This window comes from Leekyejoonella antrihumi (assembly GCF_007845645.1).
GTDB lineage: Bacteria > Actinomycetota > Actinomycetes > Actinomycetales > Dermatophilaceae > Leekyejoonella > Leekyejoonella antrihumi.
This window is the reverse complement of the sequence record NZ_VCQV01000004.1, coordinates 216,082-241,181: the sequence shown is the minus strand read 5'-3', so window position 1 is coordinate 241,181 and position 25,100 is coordinate 216,082. Positions and strand designations below refer to the sequence as shown.

Below are 25,100 nucleotides of genomic sequence, written 5' to 3'. Positions count from 1 at the left end.
ATCGGTCGAGGTGTCCTTCGTCGCAGTCGTCATATCCGACATGCTCATCGTTCATCACTCCAGATCTCGCCACCTTGGCGGCGTGTCGTGGAGGTTCAAAAACACCGAATTTGAGATAGACCCTGGCACCCCTCTGTGTCAAGACGCGGCAGCGTGCGGGATCGTAGGCTGGTTTCTGGCGGGTCCGGGAAGTGGCTTGTCCGAAGAGCTGGTGTGGGGTTGTGAGCCGGCCGCGCTGGAGTCAGAGTCGTTGCCCCGGTGCCCTCCCGGGCCCGTCGTCATGTGCCGTGCGGCGTCGTTGACCATGGTTCGGTAGACGATGTCGGACAGCCGGCGTTTGAGTAGTCGCATGGACTCGTTCGAGGTCTTGCCGCGGGCCTTGGTGCGGTCGAAGTAGGCCCGGCCCTCGGTGGGGTTGCGGAGCTGGACGACGGCCATGATGTGTAGGACCCGGTTGATCTGACGGTTCCCGCCGCGGGAGAGCCGGTGGCGGACGTTGTCGCCTGAGGAGGCGTCGATCGGTGCCGTGCCGGTCCAAGAGCCGAAGTGGTTGTTGTCCGGGAAGCGGGTGATGTCGCCGATCTCGACGAGCAGTCGGGCCGCCCCGGAAGGTCCGATGCCGTTGAGGTCCAGCAGGCTCGTGCCGGTCGCGGCGACCAGGGCGTTCAGTTCCTTGTTCGCGGCCTTCTTGCGCTGATAGATCCGCTCGAGGTCGGCGATCAGCTCGGCAGCGACCCGGCGCCGTGTCTTGCCGGCGATGTCGCGGGGTCGCACGGTCGCCAGGAGTGCCTTGGCTTGTGCGGCGGACAGGTCCTTCTTCGCCCCGCCCGGGATCAGTTCCAGCAACAGGTGGTGGACCTGGGACATCTTGCGGGTGTGTTCCTCGCCCAAGGACCGGCGCCGGTCGGCCAGGATCCGCAACACGGCCAGCTGCTCATCGTTGATGACTGGCCGCAGCCCACTCATCCGGGTGCCCACCAGTGCCACCGAGTGGGCGTCGGTGGCGTCGGTTTTGCGGCCCTGCCCAGTCGAGAAGACCCGAGCCCTGGCCGACATCTTCGGTGGGACATCAACCACGGTCTCGCCCTCGGCCAGGAGGCGGTTGGCCACGTGTCGACCGATCCCCTGGCAGCCTTCAATGGCCCAGACGCGGTTGGGCCACGCCATCACCTGGCGACGCATCGCCTCATGCCCTTCACGGTCGGTGCCAAAACGGCCCTTGCCGAGAATGGACTCGTCGCCGGTCATAATCTCGATCGTCACCGATCGTTTGTGCGGATCCATCCCGATGACCACCCGCGGTGCTACCTCGTTCATGGTGTCCTCCGAACTCGAACCTGTTGTGGTTGTCGAGCAGGGAGGGCAACGCTACTTCGAGCTAGGAGCGTGGGTCGGTAATGGTTTTGCCTGGTCTTGTCCGTCGGGCAGGGCTTGGATCCGGGAATGTCCGTGTGGGACGGATTGACGTGTCGCTGGGGTGATTCGGCGTTTGAGGGTCGCTTTCGGACGGACCGAGGCCCCCGTTGGCCCCGGTTCAGCTGATAGCCAGGCCCGCGAGTCCGTCGATCCCGAGGTGGCGGTGGAGCTTGCGCAGGTTATGGCACGCGGCGAGCAAGGACCATTCACTGCGGGCCTGTTCCAGGCCACGCAGCAACAGATGTTGCCCGTTCTGCAAGGTGCCCATCTGCCCGAACACCGGCTCCACGATCACCTTCCGCCGCGCGTACACCTGGTGTCCCTTCTTAGTCTTCAGCTTGCGGGCCATCTTCTGTTTGGGTGTCGCGTTCTTGGGGATCCGCCCCCGCGGCGCCACCGGGACCGGGTCCCCATGCGTGGTCCGGCCGGGCGCGATGAAAAACTCGGTACCGGTCTCCGCCGTGACCTGCTCGGCCTGGGTCAGGTTGTCCTCGGACGTGTAGCCGGCATCGGCGAGCACCTGGGCCGGTGCCTGCCCGGTATTTTCCACGGCCTGCTCGACCATCGGGATCAGGGCGCCCACATCGGCGGCGCAGTCCGTCACGCCGGTAGCGACGATGACCTGGTGATCCGCATCGACCACCGCCTGCCCGTTGTAGCACTGATGAAACGAGCCGTCCGAGGTCTTCATGATCCGCGACTCCGGGTCCGTGAAGTTGCGTTGCGCCTTCGGCCGCGGCACCGCCTTACCCACCGCGTCGGCGACTCGCTGCGCGGTCACGTCGTCGTCTTCGTCCTTGGCCGCCGCGGTGGCGCGGGCCCGGTCCTCGGCCCGGTCCCGGGCCTGCTGTTCCAACGCGGCCTTCGCCTCACGCAACGTGACCAACCGAGACTCGCGTCGAGCCAGCTCCTGCGGCAGTTCGTCACCGCGCCGGTCCTTACCGAACGCGGCGTCCTCGGCCGCATCAAGGTCCTCGGCCTGACCGAGCAGGTCGGAAACCTCCTGGGCCAGGATCTTCTCCCGCTCGCTCATCCGCGCGTAGCTCATCGCCTTACGCCGCGACGCGTTCGCCCGCAGCTTCGTGCCATCCAGGGCGACCCGCCCCAGGGACACCATCCCCGCGGCCTGACACAACGCCAGCGCCTGCACGAACAGGTGCCCCAGCGCCGACAGGTGCCGTTTGCGGAACCGGGCCACCGACCTAAAGTCCGGCACCGTCCCGGCGGCTAACCACCGGAACGCGACCACATCAACACATGCGGCCTCGATCTTGCGTGAGGAGCGCACCCCGGTCGTGTACCCGTACAACAGGATCCGCACCATCAACGGTGGATCGAACGGTGGGCCACCCTTACGGTTCGTGTACGCGGCATGAATCCGCGACAGGTCCAGATGCTCATCGACCAGGTCCGCGATAAACCGCGCCAGATGATCGCCCGGTAGCCACTCATCCAACGACGGCGGCAACAACAGATCCTGGCCCGGATCAAACGCCCGGAACGTCTTATCCACCGGGCCCTCAGCCGCCCGGCGCTGGGTCCCCTCCATCCCCGGGGACACCCGAAACAGCACATCATCGTCATCGTCGATCGGCGCGCCAAATTCTCTCAAACCCCCGACCGCGACACCCGCACCCCGACCGGCGCGTTACTGACCCACGCTCCTAGGGCAAACCCCTCTTGAGCCTCTCCCGCCCTGGCGACGTCCGGGGATGCGCAGGCCAAGCGGCGGATTCTTGTAACTCGATCCAGCCCCCTGTGTCCCCGGCACGGTCCGCCGGGGCGTTCGGTGTGACCGAGTCATGCCGAGCGCCTGCCGCGTGCTGGTGCGCCCGCACGACCGTTGAGTCCACCGCGAGCAACTGCTCAACCTCGTCGGTAGCGCTCTGGTCGAGTAGCCCAGCATCTTGGACCGCGTCCATGATCTGCTGGTACGTACCGTCCGTTGACCAGCGGAAATGCCGTTTCCACACGGTCTTCCATGGCCCGAACTGCTCAGGAAGGTCTCGCCACGGCGAGCCCGTGCGGTACCGCCAGCAGATGCCTTCCAGCACCCTGCGGTGATCGGCCCACGGCCGTCCCTGGCGACCGGTCGACGTCGGCAGTAGCGGCTCGACTATTGCCCAGAACTCATCGGAAATCTGATCCTCACGCACCATGCATCCCACGCTCTCAACGTCAGCGCCGAATCTTTGGGAGACACGCTCTAGACCGAGCCTCGTCAGATCCCGGCCATGACGTCAATGAAACAAGTGGCCGATGAGCGGGTCGTGCTCGTCGTTGTGGAGTTGGCGGCTGCTGAAGGTGTGGGCCTTCTAGTCAGCGAATGTCTAGGTGATGAAGCGGTGGATGGCCTCGTTTGCGTGCTCCTGAAATGCCGGGTTGGCCAAGTCAGGGAAGAAGTCTGCTTGGTCGACCAGGGGACCGCTGAGCTTGTTGGCCGCGCTTGCGTAGAACGCGCCGCTGGACAGGGTGGGATCAGTGGCGCCGTCGACGAGTCGCTTTGCTCCCACGTCCAGTTTGTGGGAGAAGCCTAGGGCGGGCAGGACGTACTTCGCGGCTACCCGCAGCGGTAGGGCAAGGTCGTTGGAGGCTTGGGTGCCGGTGGTGGCGCCGGGACTCACGGTGATGAGTCGGCGGTCGGGGTGTTGGCGGGCCAGGTAGGCCATCCAGAGGGTCCCGATGTACTTGGCCTGCCCGAAGGCGAGCTGGAAGTCAGGCTTTCTGCTGGCGAAGTAGCTGCCGTCGATGACGGTGGCGAGTTCATCGGCCGAGTTGGAGACAAAGGAGGGTCTAGCCATCCGCAACTTCGGAACTCCGCGGGCCGCTTCACTTCCAGCGAGGACCGCAACCCCGCCAAGCCGTCCCTCGGCCAAGAGTCCTTCGAGGAGGACAACGTGGCCAAGGACGTTCGTCGCGAACACGGTGGTGACCCCGTCGGTGGTCAAGTCCATCGACTGCGGGCCAATGACACCGGCGTTCATGACCAGCGCGTCGACGGATCCGTCGATGGCCGCAAGGCCGGCGCGGACCGAACCCAGATCGGCGACGTCCATAACGACGATGTCGAAGATGCGCCGGCCGGTCGCTGCTTCGAGCTCAGCCTTCGCCGTCGTCGCCCGTTCTTGGTTCCGGCATGCCAGGTAGATCCGAGCCATCTCGGGACGGAGCGCCAGCTGCCGGGCCACGTCCTTGCCGATCCCGGCATTGGCGCCTGTGATCAGAGCTGTCTTGCCGTTGAGGTCTGTCATGCGATGTGTGGTCCTCTCGTCATAACTGGGTTGTGTGACTCAGATTAGCACGGGCACTGGGTTGTCGAACCCAGAATCGGGTACCCTTGGCAGATGGGCCAAAAGACCAGTGATCGGCCGAGACTTACCCCCAAGGGAGCACGCACCCGAGCACGAATAGTGGAGGAGGCCGCGACCTTGATCCATGAGCGCGGGGTGGCGGGCGCCACCTTGGAAGACGTCAAGGTGGCGGCAGAAGTAAGCGGCTCGCAGATGTACCACTACTTCCCCGACAAGAACGAACTCGTCCAGGCGGTCATCGACTACCAAGCCGACAACATCGTCACACGCAACACGCACGCTCTCGCAGGCGCGAACGGCATCGAAGCCTGGCGGGAGATGGTGATCACAGCGGCGAGGCGCACCCAGGCAAGAGGCGGCTGCCAGCTTGGTTCGCTGGGTGGTCAACTCGCCGAGAGCGACCCCGAGGCCCGGGCGCTCATCGCCACCGGGTTCGATCAGTGGGCATCCGCCATCAGCGACGGACTCAGACCCCTGCACGCAGAGGGGAAACTCCCGGCCGACATCCACCCGGACGACCTCGCCACGACTCTGCTGGCGACGCTCCAAGGAGGGCTGCTACTCGCCCAAGTTCAACGAGACATCCGTCCGTTCGAGACTGCGGTCAATACCCTCCTCGCTCTCGCCCTCGGCAGATAGAACCTCTGGCCCAGCGACCTGCGGTCAGGGAAGCGGTCCGTGGTATGGCGACCGCTGAGTGCTGATGTAGGCGCCCTCGGCTTCGAGCCGCCAGGATGCCGACGCGGCTGCCTTCTCCTGTTCGCGGATCTGGGTGGCGGACACGTCGGCGCCGGAGGTGTCGATGGCAGACCGCAGAACGTCCAGCGGGTCGACCTCACCGGGTTCTTCGTGGCTGGTCGCGGTGTCCGGGTCGAAGGCCGTGTCGACGTAGATCTTGTTGCTCTCCCGGCCGCGGGTGGCCATGACGTAGAGCGGCTCGCGGACGGTTGTGGCGGTGATGTAGGAGTGGGTGGTCTCGACGGTGCGGCCTTGAGCGCGGTGGGCGGTCGTCGCGTACCCGAGTTCGACGTGGTCGGCGACGTAGTCGGGCGGCAGCACGCGACGGCTCCGCCACCGGCTCGACGCACTCGAACGGTCCCGTTCTGGTCGATGGCTTGGACGATCCAGTCGTCGCCGTTCTTGACCCAACCGCGCCCGGTGACCAGCTCACGTCGATTGAGGCGGGTGACGACCCGATCGCCCACGCCGATCGTCGTACCGTCCCGCAAGGCGGTCCCGTCGTTGCCCACCTCGCCCGTCGCGACGCGGTGGGCACGTGCCCGTGCGTTGAGCTCCGCAACCGTTTCCGCATCGGTGGCGAGCATGAGTGAGGTGCGGCCGGCCCGGGTGTCGGTGAGCCAGCCGTCGAAGATGAGGTCGAGCATGTCCTCCCTCCCGCCAGACTCGATGCGGCCGTGGGCGGCGTAGGTGGCGGCGGCGCTGACCCGCCCGGCTCGCAGTTTGAGGGAGGCGGCGCGTTCCCATTCGTGGCGGAGCCGTTGGACGTCGTGCAGTTGCGGGGTGTCGGTGCGGTGGTCGGCCACGAGTTTGAACGCACCGCCGGCCTGGACCGGGGACAGTTTGGCCCAGTCCCCGACCAGGAGCACTTTCGCCCCGGCCTGGGTGGCTGCCGTGGTGAGGTAGTCGAGGTCTGCGGTGGCGGCCATGGAGGCTTCGTCGACGATGACCAGCTGCCCGGGTTGCAGGGCCCACCGGTCGTACTCGTTCCGTGCGGCGAGGGTTTGGAGCTGCAGCTGCCGGGTCTCGACCGAGGGGTAGGCGCGGGCCAGCCGGGCCGCATACGAGGCGAGGGTGGCTTCGCGGTCGGGCAGGCGCTTGTGTTCGCTGATCCATTTGGCGGTGTTCTCCGTCGGCACCCCGACCGCGTCGGCCAGGACCTCCGCCGCGGCCGCGGACGGCGCAAGCCCGACCACCGTTCCGGGCCCGAACGTGGCCTCCCACGCCTCGAAAGCGTGTGTGGGGGAGACTCCACCGTGGGTTCAAATCCCACCGCCACCGCCAAATGAGTCAGGCGCGGCATCCCGAGCGAAGCGAGCGGGTGCCGCGCCTGACTCATTTATTGGGTATGAGGGATTGGGAGGAGTGACGAGCGCAGCGAGGAGCGACGGTTCCCACCGCTACCCGGCGGCCACGACCCACCGCCACCGGTGACCGCCGCCACGACGACGCGCGCATGATGCATATCTGCGAAGTCGGCTCTACAGGTAGCGGTCGCACCGCCTCGGGCCTCGAATGGAGCTGCTGACCGGGGCGCTCACCATGGCCCTCACCCGCTGCATCCGGAGGCGATCCTCACCCCAGGCGTCTCCTTACTCAGGTGGATTGCACCCCTTGACGCAGCTGGACCTTCGAGATCTTGCCCGTCCCCGTCCGGGGCAGCGATTCGACGAGCACGAACTCGTCGGGAATCCACCACTTCGCGACCTGTGGCGCGAGATGGGCCAGCAACTCCTCGCTACTCACCCACGCTCCGGCCTTGAGCACCACGTAGGCGACGGGCCGTTCGATCCAGCGCGGATCCGGACGACCGATCACCGCTGCCTCGACGACGGCGGGGTGGGAGGCGATCGCAGACTCCAGCTGAACCGACGAGATCCACTCACCGCCGGATTTGATCAGGTCCTTGATCCGGTCGACGAGGCGCACATAGCCATCCGGTCCGATCGTGGCGATGTCGCCGGTGCGCAGCCAGCCGTCATCGGTGAACGCACCCTCACCCTCCTCGTGCAGATAGCCGGCTGCGACCCACGGCCCGCAGGCTTCCAACTCGCCGATGGCAGTCCCGTTCCACGGCAGCTCCACGCCAGTGTCCAGATCGACGATTCGAAGATTGACGAGTGGCATCGGTTGCCCCTGCGCCGCCCCAACCTCGACCAACGCCTCCGGCGCGAGTCCATCGTGCTGGCTGCGCGTCCCACCGATTACCCCAGTCGGGCTCATCTCCGTCATACCCCATGAGTGGGTGACGGGGATTCCGATCGCGGTGCGGTATGCCTCCGAGAGCGACGGGGAGATCGCCGAACCGCCGCCGATCACCATCCGCAGACTACTCAGATCATGCCCTTCGAGATGGGGCAGCGCGTCCAGCCAAACTGTCGGGACCGCAGCAGTCAACGTCACCCGTTCCGCCTCGATCAGGCTCAGCAGGTGCACCGGGTCGAGCGAAGACCCCGGCAAGACAAGCTTGGAACCGGCGAGCACCGCGCTGTAGGGCAGCCCCCATGCGTTCGCGTGGAACATGGGCACCACCGGCATGACGACGTCGCGTTCACACATCCCGATCAGTCCCGCGACCAGGACGCCGAGCGAATGCAGCATCGTCGACCGGTGCGTGTAGACGACGCCCTTCGGGCGGCCGGTGGTGCCGGACGTGTAGCAGAGCCCGGACGCCAGATTCTCGTCCGCGGCACCGAAGTTCGCCTCGAAGGATCCTGCGCACGGCTCGCACCGACCGACGAGGTCGGCGAAGTGGATGATCCGTGGGTCTGGCGGTAGCTCGACATCGCTGCCATCGGGGATGATCACCCAATGGCGCACGGACGCCGCATCCCCGGCGCTCGCCCACAATGTCGCGAACAGCTCACGGTCGACGAAGACGACGTCATCCTGCGCGTCGTCGACGATGTATCGGAGTTGCTCGCTGGACTGGCGGATGTTGATGGTGTGCAGCACCCGCTTTGTCACGGGGACCGCGAAATACAGGTCCAGGTGCTCCTGGTGGTTGCGCGCGAACGTGGCGACGCGTGCTCCGACCGGAACTGCGAGCGCATCGAGCGCGGCAGCCAGGCGGCGTACGCCCACCGCCCACGTCCCATAGTCGACGGTCTCTGTCCGGGCACTGCGCGCCGTGGCGATCGTCTTGTGTGAAAAGAGACGCTCAGCCCGATCGAAGGCATGCGCGATCGTGAGGGGCCTGGCCTGCATGAGTCCTTGCATCTGCACCCTTCACCCTCCAGCGATGGCGTCGCTAGGCGTGGGGCGCGATCCGGTTGCCACGACCCATGCAGTGAGCGTAGGGATGCGGCAGCAGTCGCAGACACCCCAAAACCATCCACTACCTGATTCAAATGGTGTACGTTTCGGCTACTAATCCTGTGAGGAGCTGCGATGACCGATCGACGGCTGAACGTAGCGAACACTGAGGCCGGGGGCGCCGCGCCCACGAGCAGCCCTCGGAGCATCGCTCAGGCCGACCTGGTCACCTACCGCGGCCGCCGCGACCGCGAACTCGGGTCCCTCTACGCCATCGCCCGTTCGCTCGCCGCCCTGCGCGAACTCGATGAGGTGCTCGACTCGATCGTCCGTCACGCTCACGAGCTCATCGGCACGGACTTCACCTATCTGTCTCTGGTCGGACCTGACAAGGACCTCAGCCTCAAGGCTTCTGCCGGCACCATCTCCGCCGAGTTCCTTGCCGCCCGGATCCCCAGCAACACCGGCTTAGGCGGTCGGGTCATCGATACCGGCCGCGCCATGTGGGTGAGCAACTACCTCAGAGCGGGTGACCTGACCCACGTCGGCGAGTTCGATGCGCTCGTCGCCCCGGAGGGGCTCGTCGCGCTCCTTGGCGTCCCCCTGCTCGTGCGCAGTGAGGTCGTCGGCGTCCTGTTCGCTGCAGACCGAACCGAGCGACCGTTCGAGACCGACGAGATTGCCCTGCTCAGCGCGTTCGCGGACCACGCCGCGATCGCGCTGAACAACGCCCGGCTCTACGACGAGAGCCGGGCGGCAGTGCAGCGCCTAGAGTCCGCCTACGCGACGATGGAGCGCGCCCAGGCGGTCCACGAGGCGCTGAGCAATGCGGTGCTGAGCGGCGGGGGTCCCGGTGACGTCGCGCAGCAGCTCGTCGAACATGTCGGTGGCACCGTCACCGTGCTCGAGCGTGACGACTCGATCCTGCTCAGTCGGCCGCAGGGCGCCAGTCCCGTGCGGCACGACTCTTCCGAGGTGGCCGCCGCAATCGTTGAAGCCCGCAACACCGGCCGCTGCGTCACCATCGAGGACAGTGTCGGCCTATCGCAGAGTGCGGCCGCGATCCAGGCCGGGAACAGCTATCTGGGCGCGCTGCTGCTGACCCGGCAGGAGCAGCCGCCACCGATCGATGTCCGCACCCTCGAGCGGGCCACGCACGTCATGGGCATGCTCATTCTCAAGGAAAGCGCCGTCGCGCAGACGGCCGAACGTCTCAGCGGCGAGATGATGACGAACCTACTGGTCAGCAGCCCGGTGGTCGGCCCGGCACAACGCGCCCGCGCGCAGGCCCGCGGCCTCCTCGTCGACAAGCTCAACGTCGTCGTCGTCGTCGATGCCCTGGGCATGTCGACCGGCGAGGTGTCCCGGCACCTGCACAACATCGCCACTGAGTGGAACGGACTGTCGGGCGTCTACCTCGGCCGCGCGACCATGCTGCTGAACGTACCCGACCGTGACGCAATCACGAGGCTCGACACCGTTACCCGGGCCATCCACCAGCGGCTGCGCGGCGAGCTGCGGCAGCAGGTGACCGTCGTCAGCGAACGCGTTCGTGGCACCGACTGGGCGCGCGCATTCTCGATCGCAAACCGCTGCTGCGCGGTCATCCAGGCGCTCGGCAGGCCCGACCAGGGGGCGTCATCCGACCAGTATGCGGTGTACGCGCTGCTGTTCGACACCGAGCGGGCCGTCGAACTCGGCCGCTTCATCGAGGACACGATCGGCCCGGTCCTTGCCTACGACGCACGCCGCTCGACAGATCTCGTGAACACCATGACTCAGTACTTCGCGCACAACGGCAATGTCGCCCAGAGCGCCCGGGCGCTGCACGTCCACCTCAACACGCTGCTCAAGCGGATGGAGCGGATCAGCGTGCTGCTCGGCGAGGACTGGCGCTCCCCTGAGTTCAGCCTCCCGTTGCAGCTGACGCTACGACTGCACGAATTGCGCACGGCGGTGGAGTTGCCTCAGGTGTCGACTCCGACCCCCAGGTAGCGGCGGATCTCAGCGCTGTCGCGCAGTTCGGCCGCCGGCGCCTCGTAGCGGACGGTGCCCTTCTCGATGATGTAGCCACGATCGGCGTAACGCAGCGCGAACAGAGCGTTCTGCTCGGTGATCAGCACGGTGACCTTTTCTTTGCGCAGTATCGCCAGCCAGCGGCCGAGGTCGGCGACGATCCCCGGCGCCAACCCTTCGGTTGGCTCGTCGAGCAACAGGATCCGCGGACCGCCAAGCAGGGCCCGTGCGAGCTTGAGCATCTGTTGCTCGCCGCCGGACAGGTGCCCGGCCTGGCGCCCGGCCAGTGTGACGAGGTTGGGGAACATGTCGTGCACCCGCTCGAGTGACCAGGCCGCTTCCTTGCGTGGTCGCTCGGCGGCGAGGGCGAGATTCTGACGCACGGTCAGGGACCCGTATACCCGCCGACCGCTGGGCACGAACGACAGGCCCAACCGCGCGAGCCGGTATGCCTGCAGCCGGCTGATCTCCTTGTCGTCGAGGCGGATGCTCCCGCTGCGCGCCGGGGTCAGACCAACGATGCTGCGCATGGTGGTGGTCTTGCCCGCACCGTTGCGACCGAGCAGTGCGACCGTCTCGCCGTCGCCGACGTTCAGCGAAATCCCCTGCAATACATGGCTCTGGCCGTAGTAGGTGTGGATGCCGTCAACTGTCAGGCTCATGCCTCGCTCCCCAAGTAGATAGCCATCACGTCGGCGTTCCTGCGCACCTCGGGCGCCGGACCGTCCGCGAGGACTCTGCCCTGATGCATCACCGAGACGCGGTCCGAGATGCCGAAGACGGTGTCCATGTCATGTTCGGACAAGATCACGGTGAGTTGCTCCTCCTTGGCCAGTCGTTGCACGAGTTGCACCATCTTGTGCGACTCGAAGGGCGACATGCCTGCCGTCGGCTCATCGAGCAGCAGCAGCCGGGGCGACATGGCGAGCGCCAATGCCACCTCGAGCGCGCGTTGGTCGCCATGTGAGAGGGCCCGCGCCTGCTCGTCGGCGACGTCGCTCAGACCGACGGTCTCGAGGACCTGCGACGCCTCGCCTGCCAACCCGCGGTGGAACCAGGTGATGAGGTCCCGGCTCCGCCGGTGTTTGCTGACCAGCGCCGCGCACACCGACTCGTGGGCGGTGAGTCGCGGGAAGATGCTGGTTGTCTGGAACGCCTGCACGATGCCCCGCCGGGCGACGACGTGGGTCGGCCGACCGGCGAGCTGCTCGCCGGCAAACTCGAGCGAACCGGCTGTCGGGCGCAGGATTCCGGTCAGCAGTCGGAAGAGCGTCGTCTTCCCGGCGCCGTTCGGCCCGATCACCGAGTGGATGGTGCCGCTGCGAACGTCCAGGTCGACGCCGTCTACGGCGCGAAACGGTCCGAAGTCGCGGACCAGCCCCCGGGCGCTGAGCAGAATGTCGTGTGCGGTTTCGTCGCTCATCGCCGGCCTTTCCACCAGCGGCGTATGACGCCGCCCAATCGTGCCAATGCGCCCATGAGGCCGTCCGGCCAGAACATCACGATCACCAGCAGCACGGCGCCGAGGACCAGCTGCCAGTCGGAGAAGTAGAGCACCAGCTGGTCGTGGCCGAACTGGTAGATGAGCGCACCGAGTGCAGGTCCGAGGAAGGTTCCCATGCCGCCGATGACCGCCATGAATACGGGCCACCCCGACGTTGTCCAGTCGAGCAGCTCGGGGTAGCCGGACTGGCTGTAGATCACGAACATCGCTCCGGCAAGGGCGCAAAACGCACCGGAGATGACGAACGCGGCGACTTGGTGGAGGTAGACGTTGACGCCGAGGGCCTGCACCCGTTCCCGGTTCTCGCGGATCGCCCGCAACACCAGACCGAACGGTGAGTGATTGACCTTCCAGAGCAGTAGCAGCGACACCACCGTCACGGCGAGCAGGAAGAGATAGCCAGTTCGCGGCTGGGTCAGTGCCGTCGGGACGAAGGGTCCGAAGACGCCGTTCGCACCCTTGGTGAAGTTGTAGCGCGATTCCGCCAGCTGGTAGGCCAACTCCGAGAACGCCAACGTCGAGAGCGCAAAGTAGAGCTTCCGAGCGCGCAGGGCGACCAGACCGATGGGGATGGCCACCAGTGCGCCGACGAACGGGGCGAGGACGAACGTCGCCCAGAACGGCAACTGCCAGTGCAGCCAGCCGAGTGCCACTGTGTAGGAGCCGATCCCGAAGAATACGGCCTGTCCGAAGCTGACCAGACCGGCCTGGCCGAGCAGCAGGTTCGTCGCCGTTGCGAACACCGCGAACGCCAGCACCTCCTGCATGGTCACCAGGGTGGTGGAGCCGAGTGTGAAGGCCAGCAGGAACATCACGGCGGTGAGGGCGACCGGTGCGGTCGCCCGCCTGAGCAGGACGGTGCGACTCGCCGGCGCGGGGCGCGCTGACCGCGTATCGGGCCCGGGCGGATCCACGTCGTGCGCATCGGTGTCAAGGTGTCCGTAGGTGGACATTCGTTCCTACCTCTCGGGGGTGCCGAGCAGACCCCAGGGCCGCACGGCGAGGACGACGATCATCAGCAGGTAGATGAACGTGGAGGCCCAGGACGGCGCCAGGTTCGCGCCCAACGTCTCGGCGATGCCGATGATCAGGGAACCGATGGCGGCGCCGGTGATCGAGCCGAGACCGCCGATGACCGCGACGATGAACGCCGCGACGATGATCTGGGCATCCATGCCGGGGCCTACAGCCTGCTGTGGTGCGATGACGACACCGGCCAGACCGGCAAGCAGGGCGCCGAGTCCAAAGACGCCCGTGTAGAGCATCCGAATGTTGACGCCGGAGCAGACCAACACCTCCGGGTCGTCGACGACCGCCCGGATCTTCCAGCCCAGGGTCGTGTGGGTCAGCAACAGCCACAGCCCGCCGCCGACCACGATCGCGGCCGCGATGATGACCATGTCGTAGGCGGGGACGCGTGCCCCGACGAGACCGAAGTTGCCGTTCACGACCTTCGGCGGGTTGATGCTGCGCACGTTCTTGCCCCAGAACCGCAAGGCGAGGTCTGCGAAGATGAGGAGCAGAGCGAACGTCGCCAGTAGCTGAGTCAGGTGCTCCCGTCCGTACAACCGCCGGAGCACGCCCATCTCCACGCCGACGCCCATCACGAGTGCGACAAGCGGACCGACGATCAGCGCGATCCAGAATCCGCTGTCCGGAAACCAGCCGACGACCGTTGTGGCAGCCAGTGCGCCGTACATGTAGAAGCTGCCGTGGGCGATGTTGATGAGTCGCAATGCGCCAAAGACCAGAGTCAGGCCCGCGGCGACGATGAACAACGACGACGCCGTACTGAGCGCCCCGATGCTCTGAGTGACGAATGCACTCAGGTCCATGTGCTGTCCTCCTCGAAGGTCGGGGCCGGTCCGCATTCCGCCGCGGAGCCGACCCCGGCATCGTGTCGTCGGGTGTCAGAAGCTCAGGGTTGCAATGCCTTGACCTGGGCGCAGGTCAGTGCGATCTGGTCGAACGGGGCCTTGAACATCGGGTCATCGAACAGGTGGACACCGTTGTACTTCGAGTTTCCGGTCTTGCTGATCGTGCCGACGTATTCGGGCGTCTCGGTCTGGTGATCACAGGCGCGGATCTGCAACTTGCCGAGGATCGTCGGCGGGGTCGTACCCGGCAGGACCTTGGTCAGTTTGGTGCCATCGAAGCTGCCTGCCTTCTTCGTGCCCCAGGCCCATTGTTGGACGGCTGCGTACCCCAGCGTCGCCCAGGTGCTCGGATAGTCGCCGTACTTGGCCTTGTAGTTCTTTACAAAAGTCGCCATCTGCGGGTTCTTGATCGCCCAGAACGGAGCGCGGTCAAAGCCGATCGCTCCGGCGGGAGACTGACTGCCCAGAGCCTTCATGTCGAGGTAGCCGTACATGCCGATCACGGTCGTGTGCTTGAAGAAACCGTAGGACTCGGCCTGCTTGGTGAAGGCATCCAGGTCGCCGCCGTACTGCGCATTGAAGACGTAGTCCGGCTTCGCGGCGACGAGCGCCGACAGGTAGGAGCCGATGTTTGTCGCTGCCAGTGGCGGGAACTCCTGTTTGACCACCTTGTAGTTGACGTGCAGGTCGTCCAGCGCCTTGAGGAAGCCCGACACCGTGTCATGGCCGAAGCTGTAGTCGGGGGCGAAGGTGCCGACGGTGATCGGCTTGCCCTTCTTGATCTTCTGCGCGAGGTAGTCGGCGACGGCGCGCGGCTCCATGACCGTGTTCGGCACGATCTGGAACGCATACGGCGTGAAGGTTTTCGTCATGAGGCTCGAGTCATTGGCCATGTGGAAGAAGATCGGGACCTTGTACTGCGCGGCCAGTTGCTCCTCCGCCGACGCGATCGAGCTGGCCACCGGTCCGAACATTGCCACGACGTGGTCGTTCGTGATCATGCTGCGCATGTTGGACGCACCGGTCGCGGGGGTCAGGTTGTCGTCAGCACTGACGACCTTGACCTTCTTGCCGAGTATTCCGCCGCCTGCGTTGAGGTCGGAGACAGCCAGCTGGATGCCTTGCATGCCCGACTGCGAGAAGGATGCGATGGATCCGGTCAAGGAGGTGGAGACACCGATGTTGACGCTGCCGCCGGTAGATCCACCGGCGGCACCACCGGCCGATCCACCGGTCGAACTCGAACCGCCCGAGCCGCAGGCGCTGACGCTGGCCAGCAGGGCCGCTGACGCGACCGCCGCGAGCATCTGAATCGGCTTCATGACTTGTCTCCTGGCACCATGGGAATGTCACCTTTCGTGACCCGATTGCGGATCGTCCTGCACTGCGGGCGCTGATCGCCCGAGATGCGACCACGCCATGCGGAGGACCGATCTCGCATTCCGCCATGTTAGAAATGACCTACGTCACAACGCGAGAGATGGATCGCACACCATCTCGCCGGATTGGGTGGGTGATATCTACTCCAACCGGGACCGCCTTCTTTACCGCTCGGCGCCGAGGCGCCGAGCAAGGAATCGGGTCACAAGCCCATGCACGTCGTCTCGAGCCCACCTGTTCAGGCCCCGGTATGGCACCGCGAGGTGTTCAATTCGTCATATGTCGACGCCCGCCGAACACAACCGAGCCGGCGCCCGACGCGCCGGATCTGCGGGCCGGGGGCATCGTCGACGCGACATCCAGGGGCTACGAGCCATGGCGGTGGCCGCGGTGATCGGATCCCACGTCTGGAACTGGCCGAGCGGCGGGTTCCTCGGGGTCGACGTGTTCTTCGTGATCTCCGGCTACCTGATCACCCGAGTACTGATTCGCGACCCTCCGCAGGGGATCCGCGCGTCCCTCGCAGACTTCTATCGCCGGCGTGCGCGCCGCATCCTTCCGCTCGCCCTGGTCGTGCTCGCAGCCGCCCTGGTGCTCGCGGCGATCCAGGACGGCCCGCAGCTCGCCGCGCAGGCTCGCACCGACGTCGCGTGGGCAGCAGTGTTCGTTGCCAACTGGCACTTCGCCGCCCAGGGGGCCAACTACTTCGACCTGGGCGCCGCACCGTCACCGGTCGAGCACTTCTGGTCGCTGGGTGTCGAGGAGCAGTTCTATCTCGTGTGGCCCCTCGTGGTGCTCGCCCTCGTGGCGGCCGGGACGCAGTGGCGACGCGGCTCGCCGCGGGCTCTCGTCGCAGCGGTCGGCCTCCTGGTCGTGATCGTCTCCTATCTGTGGGCCCTGCACCAGGCCGGCACCGATGCCACGACGGCGTACTACTCGTCGCTGACCCGCGCCTGGGAGCTCGGTGCCGGGGCGCTGCTGGCCTGCCTGCCCGCGTTTCGACTACGCGCCGCGGCACGGACCGCGATGTCGTGGCTGGGCCTCGTGATCATTGTGGTGTCGTATGCCGTGGTCGGGCCGCAGTCGTCCATGCCGGCGCCCGCGGCGACGTGGGCAGTGCTGGGGTCCGCCCTGGTGATCGCCGGGGGGATCGGCGATCGCGTGCGGTGGCAGCCGGCGCTGGCCAACCCCGTCGCCTCTTACCTCGGTGACATCTCCTACGGGCTCTACCTGTGGCACTACCCTCTGCTGATCTCGCTCGAGGTGTTCATGGTGCCGGGATCGCTTCGGATGCGCCTGGCGACCACCGCCACCACCGTGGCGCTCGCCGCGATCTGCCACGCGCTCTTCGAGCAGCCGATCATCGACTGGCCGCGCCACCGGCGGTCCTGGTCGCAGTGGTGGGTCACTCATCGCATCCGGATGGCGAGCGCCGGCACGGCACTCGTCGTGCTGCTCGCAGCGGTGACGATCACGGCACAGGCAAGACCCAGCGCCTTCGCTGCCCCTTCGCACTTGAGCGGCGCCCTGCCCAACGACGCCGTTGCCGCGCCGACCACTTCGCCGAAACCTTCCCCCACACCAGCCAGCCGCAGTCCCTCTGCACCTTCGAGCTGGACGCCGACGCCTCAACCCCCGCTGGGCGCAACGGGTCTGGCGATCCAGCGCGGGCTGAGCGACGGTATCCGGCTATCGTCCTGGCGGAACGTCACCCCGGCTCCGGCGTCACCTTCGTCCGACCCCGACCAGCTGCCCAACGGGCAGGCCTGCGCGGCCACCGACGTCGCCGACCCGCACTCCTGCACCTATGGCAACTCGCACGGGCGGGAGATCGACATCTATGGCGACTCGATGGGGATGAACCTGCTCGGTGCCGCGGTGTCGGGGCTCGGCTCCACCTACAAGGTTCGCGGCCTGACCAAGGAGGCCTGCGCGGTGAACGGCGTCGACGCAGACTACGGCAAGGACGCATGGGCCATTCCGTGTGTCAACCATCGCAACTCGGTCATCCGGTACGTGCGCAAGGCACGTCCCGACGTCCTCGTCATGGTCGAGACCTACACCTGGATCCTCAAGCTGAAGGATGGTGCGCAGGGAGCGAAGGCCGCCGCGCAGTGGCAGGGCGCCGACCAGAAGTTCGTCGACACGATCCGCCCCTACGTGAAGCACATCGTGATTGTGACACCCTCCATCTCCGGCGTCGCTCCATCGCAGTGCTACCGACCCGGCGGCGCCCCGAGCGCCTGCGTCGTCGGCATCCCGACATTCTGGACGCTGGCGCGAGACGCCGAGGCGAAGGTCCATGGTGTGACCTTCTTGGACCTCACCCACTGGTACTGCGTCGACGGCAGTTGCCCGGTGGTGACCACGCTGGACGGTCGGCGCACCCTCATCAAGACCGACTACCTACACATCTCGGCGACGTATGAACGGTTGCTCGGGCCCGACCTGCGCCACCTGCTGACCGCGGCGGGCGTGCTCTCGAAGTCGAAGCGGCCGACGCCACAATCCTCGGCTTCCTGGTAGAGCTCGCCATCAGCTTGCGGAGCGACCGGCCAGGGCGCTGCAAGACCCTGGGGCGAGGCGGCCTCGTCGGCGGCGTAGGGCGCAACTCCCCTAGTCAGCTGCTGGGCGTCACTGGTGTCCGCGGATCCTCCGCCGCCAACGCGAGCACCGCGTCGCGGAAGCACGCGATGGGTGCGGTGGCAACGCCCGCACCGATCTGGCCGGCGCCGGAACTGGTATGCAGGATGCCGGTGGTGATCCTCGGCGGCAGGCCGAGCTCGACGACGTATCGTGCGTCCACGCCGAGCGGGGTGCCTTGATAGTCCCAGGTAGGCAGGGTGAACCGGCTGCTGTGGGTGACGCAGGTCTGCGCCATGTCCTCGGTCACCGCCCGGGCATCCGACATGCGCCCACCGAGGAACCCCGCGACGGCCGGGGAGCCCGCGGCGGCGGCACCGCCGAGCCCGACCAGCTCCAGCACGGCGCTGTCGCCGATGTCCGGCGCACTGGTCTCGGGGCCATAGTCCGGGTAGTACATGGCGTCCAGGATCGGCGGTGCCTCGGTCACGAAGAGTGTGTCGTTGCCGGCCAGCCGCAGACCGAAGGTCGTGCCGTTGCGGCACATCGTCGTCACGACACTGGAACCCGAGACCTGCTCGGCCCACATCGTCAGAGACCTCGCCGCTGCCATCGCGAGGTTGAGGAAGAAGAGGTGGTTGCCGGACAGGAACCGGGCCAGCTCAACCCGCCCGGCGTCCGGCAGCGCGGCGAGGTGCGGCAGCAGATTGCGGATCAGCAGGTTGGTCGTGCCCTGCGTTCGCATGTGCACGTCGTCGCCAATCTGCACACCTTGGGTCGCCAGTGCCATCACGTCGATCGGACCGGCGGCACGCATCACGTCACGCAGCATCGACCCGCCGACACCCTGCAGGAAGCGCAGCCGGGCGATCGCGCCGTCGCTGTCCCGGCCGAACCAGGCGGTGTCACCGGGACCCTGGTTGACGGGTGAGAAGGCACGGGTGCCGCCGGCCTCGTTGTCGACGACGAACACCGGGGTGGCCGGGCCCATCGCGGTCGCCATTGGCACGACGACCCCGTAGTCGCCGGCCGGGCACAGCGCGAGGCTTCCGTCGGCGATGAGCCGATCGGCTTCGACCGGGTCGGCCGCCCACCCCTCTGCCACAGCGGCGGCCCGCATGGAGCGGCGCAGCGGGTCGCACACCTCCTCGAAGGCGATGGCCGGGCCGCAGTGCAGCAGGGTCCGGTCGGGCAACCCGTCGATGACGTCGCGGGCCGGCGCGACCCGCGTCAGGATGGGCGCGCCCTCGTCGAGACGCCGGACCACCTCCGCGTTGGCGCGGTCGATGTCGCGCGACCGCGGGCCGAAGAGCTCGGCGAGGGCGGCGACGGCCGCCGGATCTCCACCTGCAGGGATCCGCCAGTCCAGCTGCTGGACGGGCCGGCCCTGTTGCGCGATGGCCTCGGCGAACAGCGGCAGCCCAATGTTCACGACCGACAGATCGTCAGGGATGTGAATGGTCATGGTTCCTCCTCGGGTGCGGATGCGGATGCGGATGCAGCAACTGCCCGCGCCTGCGCGAGCAATGACTCGGTGGCCTCGGTCACTGCGGTGCGGCGGACCTCGACCCGCGCTGCGAGGTCGCTCGACGTGTTGCGGCAGTGGTCGACCATCTCGGCGACAGCCTGTGGCGCCGCGCCCCCCATCGCGGTGCGGGTCGTCACGATGCTCATCGGGTCGAGCACCTCGGAGAGGTCCAGTTCGGCCAGCCCCCAGCCGTGCCCGACCTCGGCGCGCGCGGTCTCGTCGAGCATCTGCCCGGTGATGCCGTGACCGGGGATTCCGCGCCGACTAGCTTCCCGCACCGTGTTGCCGACGACCGTGTAGGCGGTGCGGTAGTCGACGCCGCAGTATTGGGTGATGTATTCGGTCAGGTCGGTCGCCTGGGTGTAGCCGGCGTCGAGGGACTCCCGCATCCGCTCGGCGTTGACCGTCAAGGTCGCCACGACGCCAACCATGAGTCGCGTCACGCGGATCGACAGATCGAGCGCACGAGGCACCTCGCCATACGCGAAGATCAGATTGTCGCTGCGCGCGGACGGGCTCTTGGCCACGGCCAGGAATCCGCTGAGCCGGCCGATCAGGATGCCGGACGCGCCGCGCACGATCGACAGCGAGTAGGGGTTGCGCTTCTGTGGCATGAGGATGCTGGACCGGGTGTAGCCATCGTCGAGATCGACGAAGTCGAATTCGCTGCTCGACCAGATTTCGAGATCCTCGGCGAGCTTGCTCTGCGTCGAGGCGAGGCTGGCCGCGGTGGCGAGGATGTGGATCAGCCCGTCGACCTGCCACATGGCGTCGCGGGTGTGCTCGATGACGCCGTCGAAGCCGAGCGCCCGGGCTATGTGGCTGCGGTCCTCCAACAGCCGGGTTCCATTGACGCAGCCCGCGCCCCCCGGGCTGCGGTTGACCCAGTCGTATCCCTCCAGCAGCCGCTCCGCGTCACGCGCGGCGGGGTGGGCGAAGCTGAGCAGGTAGTGCCCGAAGGTGGAGGGTTGCGCCTGCTGCAGATAGGTCTGGTCGGGCACGAGCGTCGTCAGGTGCGCCGCGGACTGGTCGGCGCAGGCCGCGACGAAACGGCTTCCCTCCTCGACGAGCTCGAGCAGCTGAGCGCGCAGAAAGAGCCTCAGTGCGATCCGTGCCGCCTCCCGCCGGGGCCGGCCCGCGTGCAGCCAGCCGGCGACGGTGCCCAGCCGCTGGACGAAGTACCGTTCGCGGGAGTTGTAGGGCTCCCCGAACGCCGGGTCGTAGGGAAATTCCTCGGCAGACAGCTCGTGAACCTCCAGCAGGAGTGCGAGGATCCGCCGAGCGGCGTCCGTCGGAATGATCTGGCGACGAAGCAGATCCAGCACGTGCGCCATGTCCGCGAGGTTGAAACCTTCGTGCAGGAAGGGTGCGTCGTCGTTCTCCAGGGCGAACCCGGAGTCGATCAGCTCGGGAGCAGGCCCCCCGGTGGGCGGGCCGCTGCGGCGGGCTTTCGGATTCATGCTGGCCCCTCCAAAGCATGCAGGGCAGAAGGGAGCCCACCGGTGCACCAGAAGATGAACGGCCCGTCACTCTCCCGCGTGAGCGCGCGAAGCACGGTCATGGCTTTGGCGCCGTAGGTGTCATCGAGCAGCAGCCCCACTGCAGTGAGCGCGAGGTGCGCACTCTCCCGGTCGGCGACGGAGGCGACTCCGAAGCCTGCACCGACCGCGTCACGCACCTCGACGTCGTCCGCGCTCGGCTCGAGTGTGCCCAGGAGCCGCGCACACTGGCCGGCGAGATGGTGCACGCGGGCGCGGATCTCCTCGACCGGCCGGCTCACCGAAGCCCCTACGACCTGCAGCGGAAGGTTCGAGCCGGCGCGGCCCGCGAGGAGCCCCGCCTGGGTGCCGCCCGATCCGGTCGGTATGACGATCGTGCCCGCCTCGATGTCGAGCTCGGCACACTGCGTGGCCAGCTCCTGCGCCGCGACCGCGAACCCGACGCCGCCGATCGCGGTCGCGCCGCCCCGCGGCACGGAATACGGCCGCCGTCCGCGCTTGCGCAGCTCGACCACCCGTCGATGCACCACCTCGTCCAGATCCGCGCGGGAGACGGTCGGATCGAATCGAAGCTGCGCACCGGCCGCCTCGGACATCCGCATCGTGACCGGTGGATCGGCCGGTGGCGCTCCACTGTGGATGAGTTCGCAGTACAGCCCGGCTCGGCGGGCAGCGAGCGCCGCGGCCGGGCAGAAGTTGGAGGTCGGCGAACCGGTCGCGACGAGGACATCGGCTCCGTGTGCCAGGGCGTCGCCGATGAGGTACTCGAGCGGCCTGGCCTTGTTGCCCGCGACAGCAAACCCGATCAGGTCGTCGCGTTTGACCCAGATCGGTCCGGAGCCCAGGTGATCCTCGAGTCCCGGCGCACGCCGCAACGGTGTCGGGGTGATGGTCAGCGGGAAGCGATCCGGCGCAGTCATGGGCACCAGCGCTCGGGTTCCTCGGCCCGGGCTGTGCGCGACGCGGTGACCAACCGGTCGACCATCGAGGCGGCCGCGCCCGTGGCGGGCCGGCCTGTCCATGTGTCGATCTCGGTGGCCGAAGCAAGACCGGCGTCGACCATCCGGGCGGCGAGATCGCCGCCCGGGTCCGACATCGACAGGTCTTGGAGCAGCTGCTGTGCTCGGTGCTTGCCCACTCGTGCGGAGAGCCCCGCCAACAACTGCTCGGAGGAGACCTGGGCCTGCATCCGCGCGAGATTGGCGCTCATCGACTGGGAATCGACTCGTAGCCCGCCCGCGAGGCGCAGGGCAGTCTGCAGCGCAACGGCGGTGAGCTCGCATACCTCCGGTAGCGCGATCCATTCCGCCTTCCAGGCCCGCCCGTCGCGCTCGTGCGAACCGGCCATGCCCTCGATGAGGACGGCGGCGTTGGCGCGGACCAGCCGCGCCAACGTGTCCAGGTGCTCACTGGCCTCAGGATTGTGCTTGTGCGGCATAGTGATCGAACCGACTGCGTTCGGGCTCAGCGGTTCACGCAGCTCGCCGATCTCCGGCCGTGCCAGCTCGTAGACCTCGTCGCCGAAGCGCGCAAGGGTGGTGCAGATCATCGCGAGAAGGGTGCCGAACTCGGCAATGCGGTCCCGCGTGGTGAGCCACGAGATGCCCGGCTCGCCCAGGTCGAGCTCGGCGCAGAACTCGCGGCGTAGCCGTAGCCCGTCCACGCCGAAGAATCCGAGGGTTCCGACGGCGCCGGCCAGTTGCCCGACCAGCAGGCGTCGGCGGGCCTCGCCCATCCGCTGCACGTGTCGGCGCACTTCGTCGGACCACCCGGCCGCCTTGTAGCCGAACGTGATCGGCGCCCCCGGCTGGCCGTGGGTGCGACCGAGCATGACCGTGTCTCGGTGACGGTGCGCAAGTCCGAGCAGGGCGTCTTCGACGGCGCGCAGATCACGCCACACGATCGAGCCGACCTCGCGCATGACCAGCGCGAACCAGGTGTCCGTCAGGTCCTGCACGGTGGCACCGTAGTAGACGAATTCACGTGCCGACTCCGGCAGCTGTCGCTGGAGCTCGCGAATCACCCCGAGGGTCGAGTGCGACGTCAGCATCGTCTGCTCCGTGATCCGGTCAAGATCGAGCTTGTCGGCATCCAGCTGGGTGGAGATGGCCTGGGCCGCGTCGCCCGGGATGATGCCCAACCTGGCCTGGGCCCGCGCGAGTGCGCCGAGGATGGTGACCCAGGACGCCAGACGTGCTCGCTCGCCGAAGATCTCCACCAGCTCGCCGGTGCCCCACAAATGGGCATATTGGCGTGAGTCGCTCAGACGCGTTCCCACGATGGCTCCCATGCTCGCGCCAACGCGCGCAATGCCTGCTCGACCTGCGACAGCGAAGCGCCCCAGGGCACGGTCACCTGCCCGTCGTCGGCACGGATCTCGTGCTCGAGCTGACTGCACTTGGTCAACAGTGGCCCGTCCACCGGCGGCCTTTGACACGGGCAGATGTCGATCGCGTCGTCGGCGCGGTCGCCGTAGAAGGACTCGTGGATCTGCTGAGAACGTTCCGGCCCGATCAACGTCCACCGATGCTCGGGCGGATGCTCGTCGAGGTAGTACACCTCGGCATCGGGTGGGCTGAATCCGCTGCCACGACAGGGCACCAGGTAGCAGTCGGAGGGGTGCGCCGCGGCGAGGTCGGCCAGCCGGACGATGTCGGGCACCAGCTCGATCGGCGGCAGGTCCTCGATGACGGCTAGCACGCGCCTGGCCTGGTCGAGCAGCTTCGGCGGATCGGGCGGCGTGATCTCGCGGACAGCGATCCGCAAGGGCCGCGGATTGACGATGAAGCTCACGTGCTCGTAGCGGCCCTGCACGACAACGGCGGAGCGCCCGGTCGGCGCGGCGGCCGCCGCCTGCGCCAGCGCGGAGGGGATCGCCGTGTCGGTCTCGGGGCTGTGCACATAGGCGCAGTCACCCGGTTCCGCGATGACCCGCACCCGGGTGATCGGGGCGAACAGCGCGTCGGGGTCGTCGCGCCATACCTGGGCGACCGCGGTGTCCGGCCCGCTGCGGGCGACCACGAAACGCGTGCGCCGATAGGCCGACTTGCCCAGCAGGTGCCCGGTGAACGAGGGCGCGTCCAGCGGGATGTCGAGGCGGGAGACCGCGACCCCTCGGTATTTGCCGGGGACGATGTTGTCGCCAAGGGCGCCCGTGAGCGGCTCCGCCGACGTCAGATCGGCAGCCACTGTCGACTCAGTCCGAAGGTGTCGGCTCGCAGTCCGACACGCAGTGTTTCGAGGGCGATCGCGTCGGATGCGGCAACATTGGCGAGGTTGACGTTCGGGCCGAACTCGTGGATGAACCAAGCCTGCTGGTCCTTTTGTGGGGTCTCGAACAGGATGGATTCGATGCCGCCCGCCCGGCTGATCGCCGCGACGACGTCGGTGCGCACGCTGCCGTCCGCACGATAGACGCCGACCGAGCCGCTCTCTCGGCCCTCCGCGATGACCCACTGGGCGCCCGCGGCGCGGTCGCCGATGATCTCGTCGGTCCATTGCCGGCTGGACAACTCCTCCTGGGAGTCCTTGCGCCCGACCTCGGAGAAGACGGCGAACGAGCGCGCCGCCCGACGGATCAGATCGTGCTTCTCGGACACCTCCATGGCGGCAACACCACGGGACACCTCGACCGAGGCGAATCCCACGTCATGCGCCCAGGCGAGGCACTCGGACGCCTTACCCTGTGCCCATGCAACCTCGAGCATGGTTCCGCCCAGGCAGGTGCGCACATCGTGGTCCGCGATCAGAGTCAGTTTTTCGCTCAGCGTCGGGTCGACGTAGGCGGTGCCCCAGCCGAGCTTCCAGACGTCCAGGTAGTCGGCCGCCGCGTCGAGAACCCCCGTCACCGTCTGCAGGTCGATTCCATTGTCCAGCACATGCGTCATACCGGTCGCCCTCGGTTTGCCGGGGCGGGGAGGCAGTTCAAGGAACGTTGGCAACATCATATGCTCTATGATAAACGTCCTGTCCACTTTCCGACAGGATGATGAA

The 25,100-nt window shown here is 67.2% G+C and carries 20 protein-coding genes and 1 pseudogene; 3 read left to right on the top strand and 18 right to left on the bottom strand.

Going from position 1 to position 25,100, the window contains the following annotated elements; translation table 11 throughout:
- Window positions 1-138: 138 nt before the first annotated feature.
- The 4 genes from FGL98_RS04945 to FGL98_RS04930 all read right to left on the bottom strand — a co-directional run bounded on the left by FGL98_RS04945 (window position 139) and on the right by FGL98_RS04930 (window position 4,667).
- The gene (locus FGL98_RS04945; RefSeq protein ID WP_146315624.1) at window positions 139-1,317 is read right to left on the bottom strand and encodes an IS110 family RNA-guided transposase; all 1,179 of its coding nucleotides are present in this window, start codon (window positions 1,315-1,317) and stop codon (window positions 139-141) included.
- A 217-nt stretch (window positions 1,318-1,534) separates the two neighbouring features.
- Window positions 1,535-2,929 (bottom strand): IS1182 family transposase, encoded by a 1,395-nt coding sequence (locus FGL98_RS04940; RefSeq protein WP_425460981.1) that lies wholly within the window; start codon window positions 2,927-2,929, stop codon window positions 1,535-1,537.
- 151 nt (window positions 2,930-3,080) lie between these two features.
- On the bottom strand, window positions 3,081-3,575 hold the full coding sequence (locus FGL98_RS04935; protein WP_146315623.1) for an IS5 family transposase: 495 nt from the start codon (window positions 3,573-3,575) through the stop codon (window positions 3,081-3,083).
- Between the two features lie 171 nt (window positions 3,576-3,746).
- Window positions 3,747-4,667, bottom strand: a complete 921-nt coding sequence (locus FGL98_RS04930) for an SDR family NAD(P)-dependent oxidoreductase (protein ID WP_146315622.1) — start codon at window positions 4,665-4,667, stop codon at window positions 3,747-3,749.
- Window positions 4,668-4,760: 93 nt separating this feature from the next.
- Here FGL98_RS04930 and FGL98_RS04925 point away from each other — a divergent pair, with 93 nt between their 5' ends.
- A complete protein-coding gene (locus tag FGL98_RS04925) occupies window positions 4,761-5,366 on the top strand; it encodes a TetR/AcrR family transcriptional regulator (RefSeq protein WP_146315621.1) in 606 nt (201 codons plus the stop codon).
- 24 nt (window positions 5,367-5,390) lie between these two features.
- On the opposite strand, the gene FGL98_RS26190 is transcribed toward FGL98_RS04925, so the two are convergent.
- The 3 genes and pseudogenes from FGL98_RS26190 to FGL98_RS04915 form a co-directional block, all read right to left on the bottom strand.
- Window positions 5,391-5,786, bottom strand: coding sequence for a hypothetical protein (locus tag FGL98_RS26190; RefSeq protein WP_246136373.1), 396 nt, complete (start codon window positions 5,784-5,786; stop codon window positions 5,391-5,393).
- A 395-nt stretch (window positions 5,787-6,181) separates the two neighbouring features.
- Window positions 6,182-6,691: pseudogene (locus FGL98_RS26185) on the bottom strand (AAA family ATPase); the annotation flags it as partial.
- A gap of 370 nt (window positions 6,692-7,061) precedes the next feature.
- The gene (locus FGL98_RS04915) at window positions 7,062-8,672 is read right to left on the bottom strand and encodes a long-chain fatty acid--CoA ligase (RefSeq protein ID WP_222432018.1); all 1,611 of its coding nucleotides are present in this window, start codon (window positions 8,670-8,672) and stop codon (window positions 7,062-7,064) included.
- A 183-nt stretch (window positions 8,673-8,855) separates the two neighbouring features.
- Here FGL98_RS04915 and FGL98_RS04910 point away from each other — a divergent pair, with 183 nt between their 5' ends.
- On the top strand, window positions 8,856-10,715 hold the full coding sequence (locus FGL98_RS04910; RefSeq protein WP_146315618.1) for a helix-turn-helix domain-containing protein: 1,860 nt from the start codon (window positions 8,856-8,858) through the stop codon (window positions 10,713-10,715).
- Here FGL98_RS04910 and FGL98_RS04905 read toward each other — a convergent pair.
- The 5 genes from FGL98_RS04905 to FGL98_RS04885 all read right to left on the bottom strand — a co-directional run bounded on the left by FGL98_RS04905 (window position 10,688) and on the right by FGL98_RS04885 (window position 15,439).
- On the bottom strand, window positions 10,688-11,398 hold the full coding sequence (locus FGL98_RS04905; protein ID WP_146315617.1) for an ABC transporter ATP-binding protein: 711 nt from the start codon (window positions 11,396-11,398) through the stop codon (window positions 10,688-10,690). The genes FGL98_RS04910 and FGL98_RS04905 overlap by 28 nt on opposite strands.
- Window positions 11,395-12,159, bottom strand: coding sequence for an ABC transporter ATP-binding protein (locus FGL98_RS04900; RefSeq protein WP_146315616.1), 765 nt, complete (start codon window positions 12,157-12,159; stop codon window positions 11,395-11,397). Before FGL98_RS04900 ends, FGL98_RS04905 begins: the two co-directional genes overlap by 4 nt.
- Window positions 12,156-13,193 carry a branched-chain amino acid ABC transporter permease gene (locus tag FGL98_RS04895; protein WP_146315615.1) on the bottom strand — a complete coding sequence of 346 codons (1,038 nt, stop codon included), beginning with the start codon at window positions 13,191-13,193 and terminating at the stop codon, window positions 12,156-12,158. The genes FGL98_RS04900 and FGL98_RS04895 overlap by 4 nt, the downstream gene beginning before the upstream one ends.
- A 6-nt stretch (window positions 13,194-13,199) precedes the next feature.
- A complete protein-coding gene (locus FGL98_RS04890; RefSeq protein ID WP_186525986.1) occupies window positions 13,200-14,075 on the bottom strand; it encodes a branched-chain amino acid ABC transporter permease in 876 nt (291 codons plus the stop codon).
- An 83-nt stretch (window positions 14,076-14,158) separates the two neighbouring features.
- On the bottom strand, window positions 14,159-15,439 hold the full coding sequence (locus tag FGL98_RS04885; RefSeq protein WP_146315613.1) for an ABC transporter substrate-binding protein: 1,281 nt from the start codon (window positions 15,437-15,439) through the stop codon (window positions 14,159-14,161).
- A gap of 337 nt (window positions 15,440-15,776) precedes the next feature.
- On the opposite strand from FGL98_RS04885, the gene FGL98_RS04880 reads away from it, so the two are divergent.
- A complete protein-coding gene (locus tag FGL98_RS04880) occupies window positions 15,777-18,023 on the top strand; it encodes an acyltransferase family protein (RefSeq protein ID WP_186525985.1) in 2,247 nt (748 codons plus the stop codon).
- Window positions 18,024-18,117: 94 nt separating this feature from the next.
- On the opposite strand, the gene FGL98_RS04875 is transcribed toward FGL98_RS04880, so the two are convergent.
- The 6 genes from FGL98_RS04875 to FGL98_RS04850 are packed head-to-tail and all read right to left on the bottom strand — an operon-like array spanning window position 18,118 to window position 25,051.
- Window positions 18,118-19,545: a YlbE family protein gene (locus FGL98_RS04875; protein ID WP_146315611.1), complete on the bottom strand. Its 1,428-nt coding sequence runs from the start codon at window positions 19,543-19,545 to the stop codon at window positions 18,118-18,120.
- The gene (gene argH, locus FGL98_RS04870; RefSeq protein WP_146315610.1) at window positions 19,542-21,068 is read right to left on the bottom strand and encodes an argininosuccinate lyase; all 1,527 of its coding nucleotides are present in this window, start codon (window positions 21,066-21,068) and stop codon (window positions 19,542-19,544) included. Before argH ends, FGL98_RS04875 begins: the two co-directional genes overlap by 4 nt.
- The gene (locus FGL98_RS04865) at window positions 21,065-22,027 is read right to left on the bottom strand and encodes a 1-aminocyclopropane-1-carboxylate deaminase/D-cysteine desulfhydrase (RefSeq protein ID WP_186525984.1); all 963 of its coding nucleotides are present in this window, start codon (window positions 22,025-22,027) and stop codon (window positions 21,065-21,067) included. The genes argH and FGL98_RS04865 overlap by 4 nt, the downstream gene beginning before the upstream one ends.
- Complete coding sequence (locus FGL98_RS04860) at window positions 22,024-23,385, bottom strand: class-II fumarase/aspartase family protein (RefSeq protein WP_146315608.1); 1,362 nt, start codon at window positions 23,383-23,385, stop codon at window positions 22,024-22,026. The genes FGL98_RS04865 and FGL98_RS04860 overlap by 4 nt, the downstream gene beginning before the upstream one ends.
- Window positions 23,370-24,296 (bottom strand): XcbA family protein, encoded by a 927-nt coding sequence (locus FGL98_RS04855; protein ID WP_146315607.1) that lies wholly within the window; start codon window positions 24,294-24,296, stop codon window positions 23,370-23,372. The genes FGL98_RS04860 and FGL98_RS04855 overlap by 16 nt, the downstream gene beginning before the upstream one ends.
- Window positions 24,281-25,051, bottom strand: a complete 771-nt coding sequence (locus tag FGL98_RS04850; RefSeq protein ID WP_281289148.1) for a phosphosulfolactate synthase — start codon at window positions 25,049-25,051, stop codon at window positions 24,281-24,283. The genes FGL98_RS04855 and FGL98_RS04850 overlap by 16 nt, the downstream gene beginning before the upstream one ends.
- Window positions 25,052-25,100: the final 49 nt, after the last annotated feature.

Coding starts and splice junctions, on each gene's coding strand:
- FGL98_RS04935 (WP_146315623.1), bottom strand. CDS start 3,575: ATGGTGCGTGAGGATCAGATTTCCGATGAGTTCTGGGCAATAGTCGAG.
- FGL98_RS04890 (WP_186525986.1), bottom strand. CDS start 14,075: ATGGACCTGAGTGCATTCGTCACTCAGAGCATCGGGGCGCTCAGTACG.
- FGL98_RS04865 (WP_186525984.1), bottom strand. CDS start 22,027: ATGACTGCGCCGGATCGCTTCCCGCTGACCATCACCCCGACACCGTTG.
- FGL98_RS04850 (WP_281289148.1), bottom strand. CDS start 25,051: ATGTTGCCAACGTTCCTTGAACTGCCTCCCCGCCCCGGCAAACCGAGG.
- FGL98_RS04875 (WP_146315611.1), bottom strand. CDS start 19,545: ATGACCATTCACATCCCTGACGATCTGTCGGTCGTGAACATTGGGCTG.
- FGL98_RS04885 (WP_146315613.1), bottom strand. CDS start 15,439: ATGAAGCCGATTCAGATGCTCGCGGCGGTCGCGTCAGCGGCCCTGCTG.
- FGL98_RS04945 (WP_146315624.1), bottom strand. CDS start 1,317: ATGAACGAGGTAGCACCGCGGGTGGTCATCGGGATGGATCCGCACAAA.
- FGL98_RS04915 (WP_222432018.1), bottom strand. CDS start 8,672: ATGCAGGCCAGGCCCCTCACGATCGCGCATGCCTTCGATCGGGCTGAG.
- argH (WP_146315610.1), bottom strand. CDS start 21,068: ATGAATCCGAAAGCCCGCCGCAGCGGCCCGCCCACCGGGGGGCCTGCT.
- FGL98_RS04900 (WP_146315616.1), bottom strand. CDS start 12,159: ATGAGCGACGAAACCGCACACGACATTCTGCTCAGCGCCCGGGGGCTG.
- FGL98_RS04895 (WP_146315615.1), bottom strand. CDS start 13,193: ATGTCCACCTACGGACACCTTGACACCGATGCGCACGACGTGGATCCG.
- FGL98_RS04905 (WP_146315617.1), bottom strand. CDS start 11,398: ATGAGCCTGACAGTTGACGGCATCCACACCTACTACGGCCAGAGCCAT.
- FGL98_RS04910 (WP_146315618.1), top strand. CDS start 8,856: ATGACCGATCGACGGCTGAACGTAGCGAACACTGAGGCCGGGGGCGCC.
- FGL98_RS04930 (WP_146315622.1), bottom strand. CDS start 4,667: ATGACAGACCTCAACGGCAAGACAGCTCTGATCACAGGCGCCAATGCC.
- FGL98_RS04925 (WP_146315621.1), top strand. CDS start 4,761: ATGGGCCAAAAGACCAGTGATCGGCCGAGACTTACCCCCAAGGGAGCA.
- FGL98_RS04880 (WP_186525985.1), top strand. CDS start 15,777: ATGTCGACGCCCGCCGAACACAACCGAGCCGGCGCCCGACGCGCCGGA.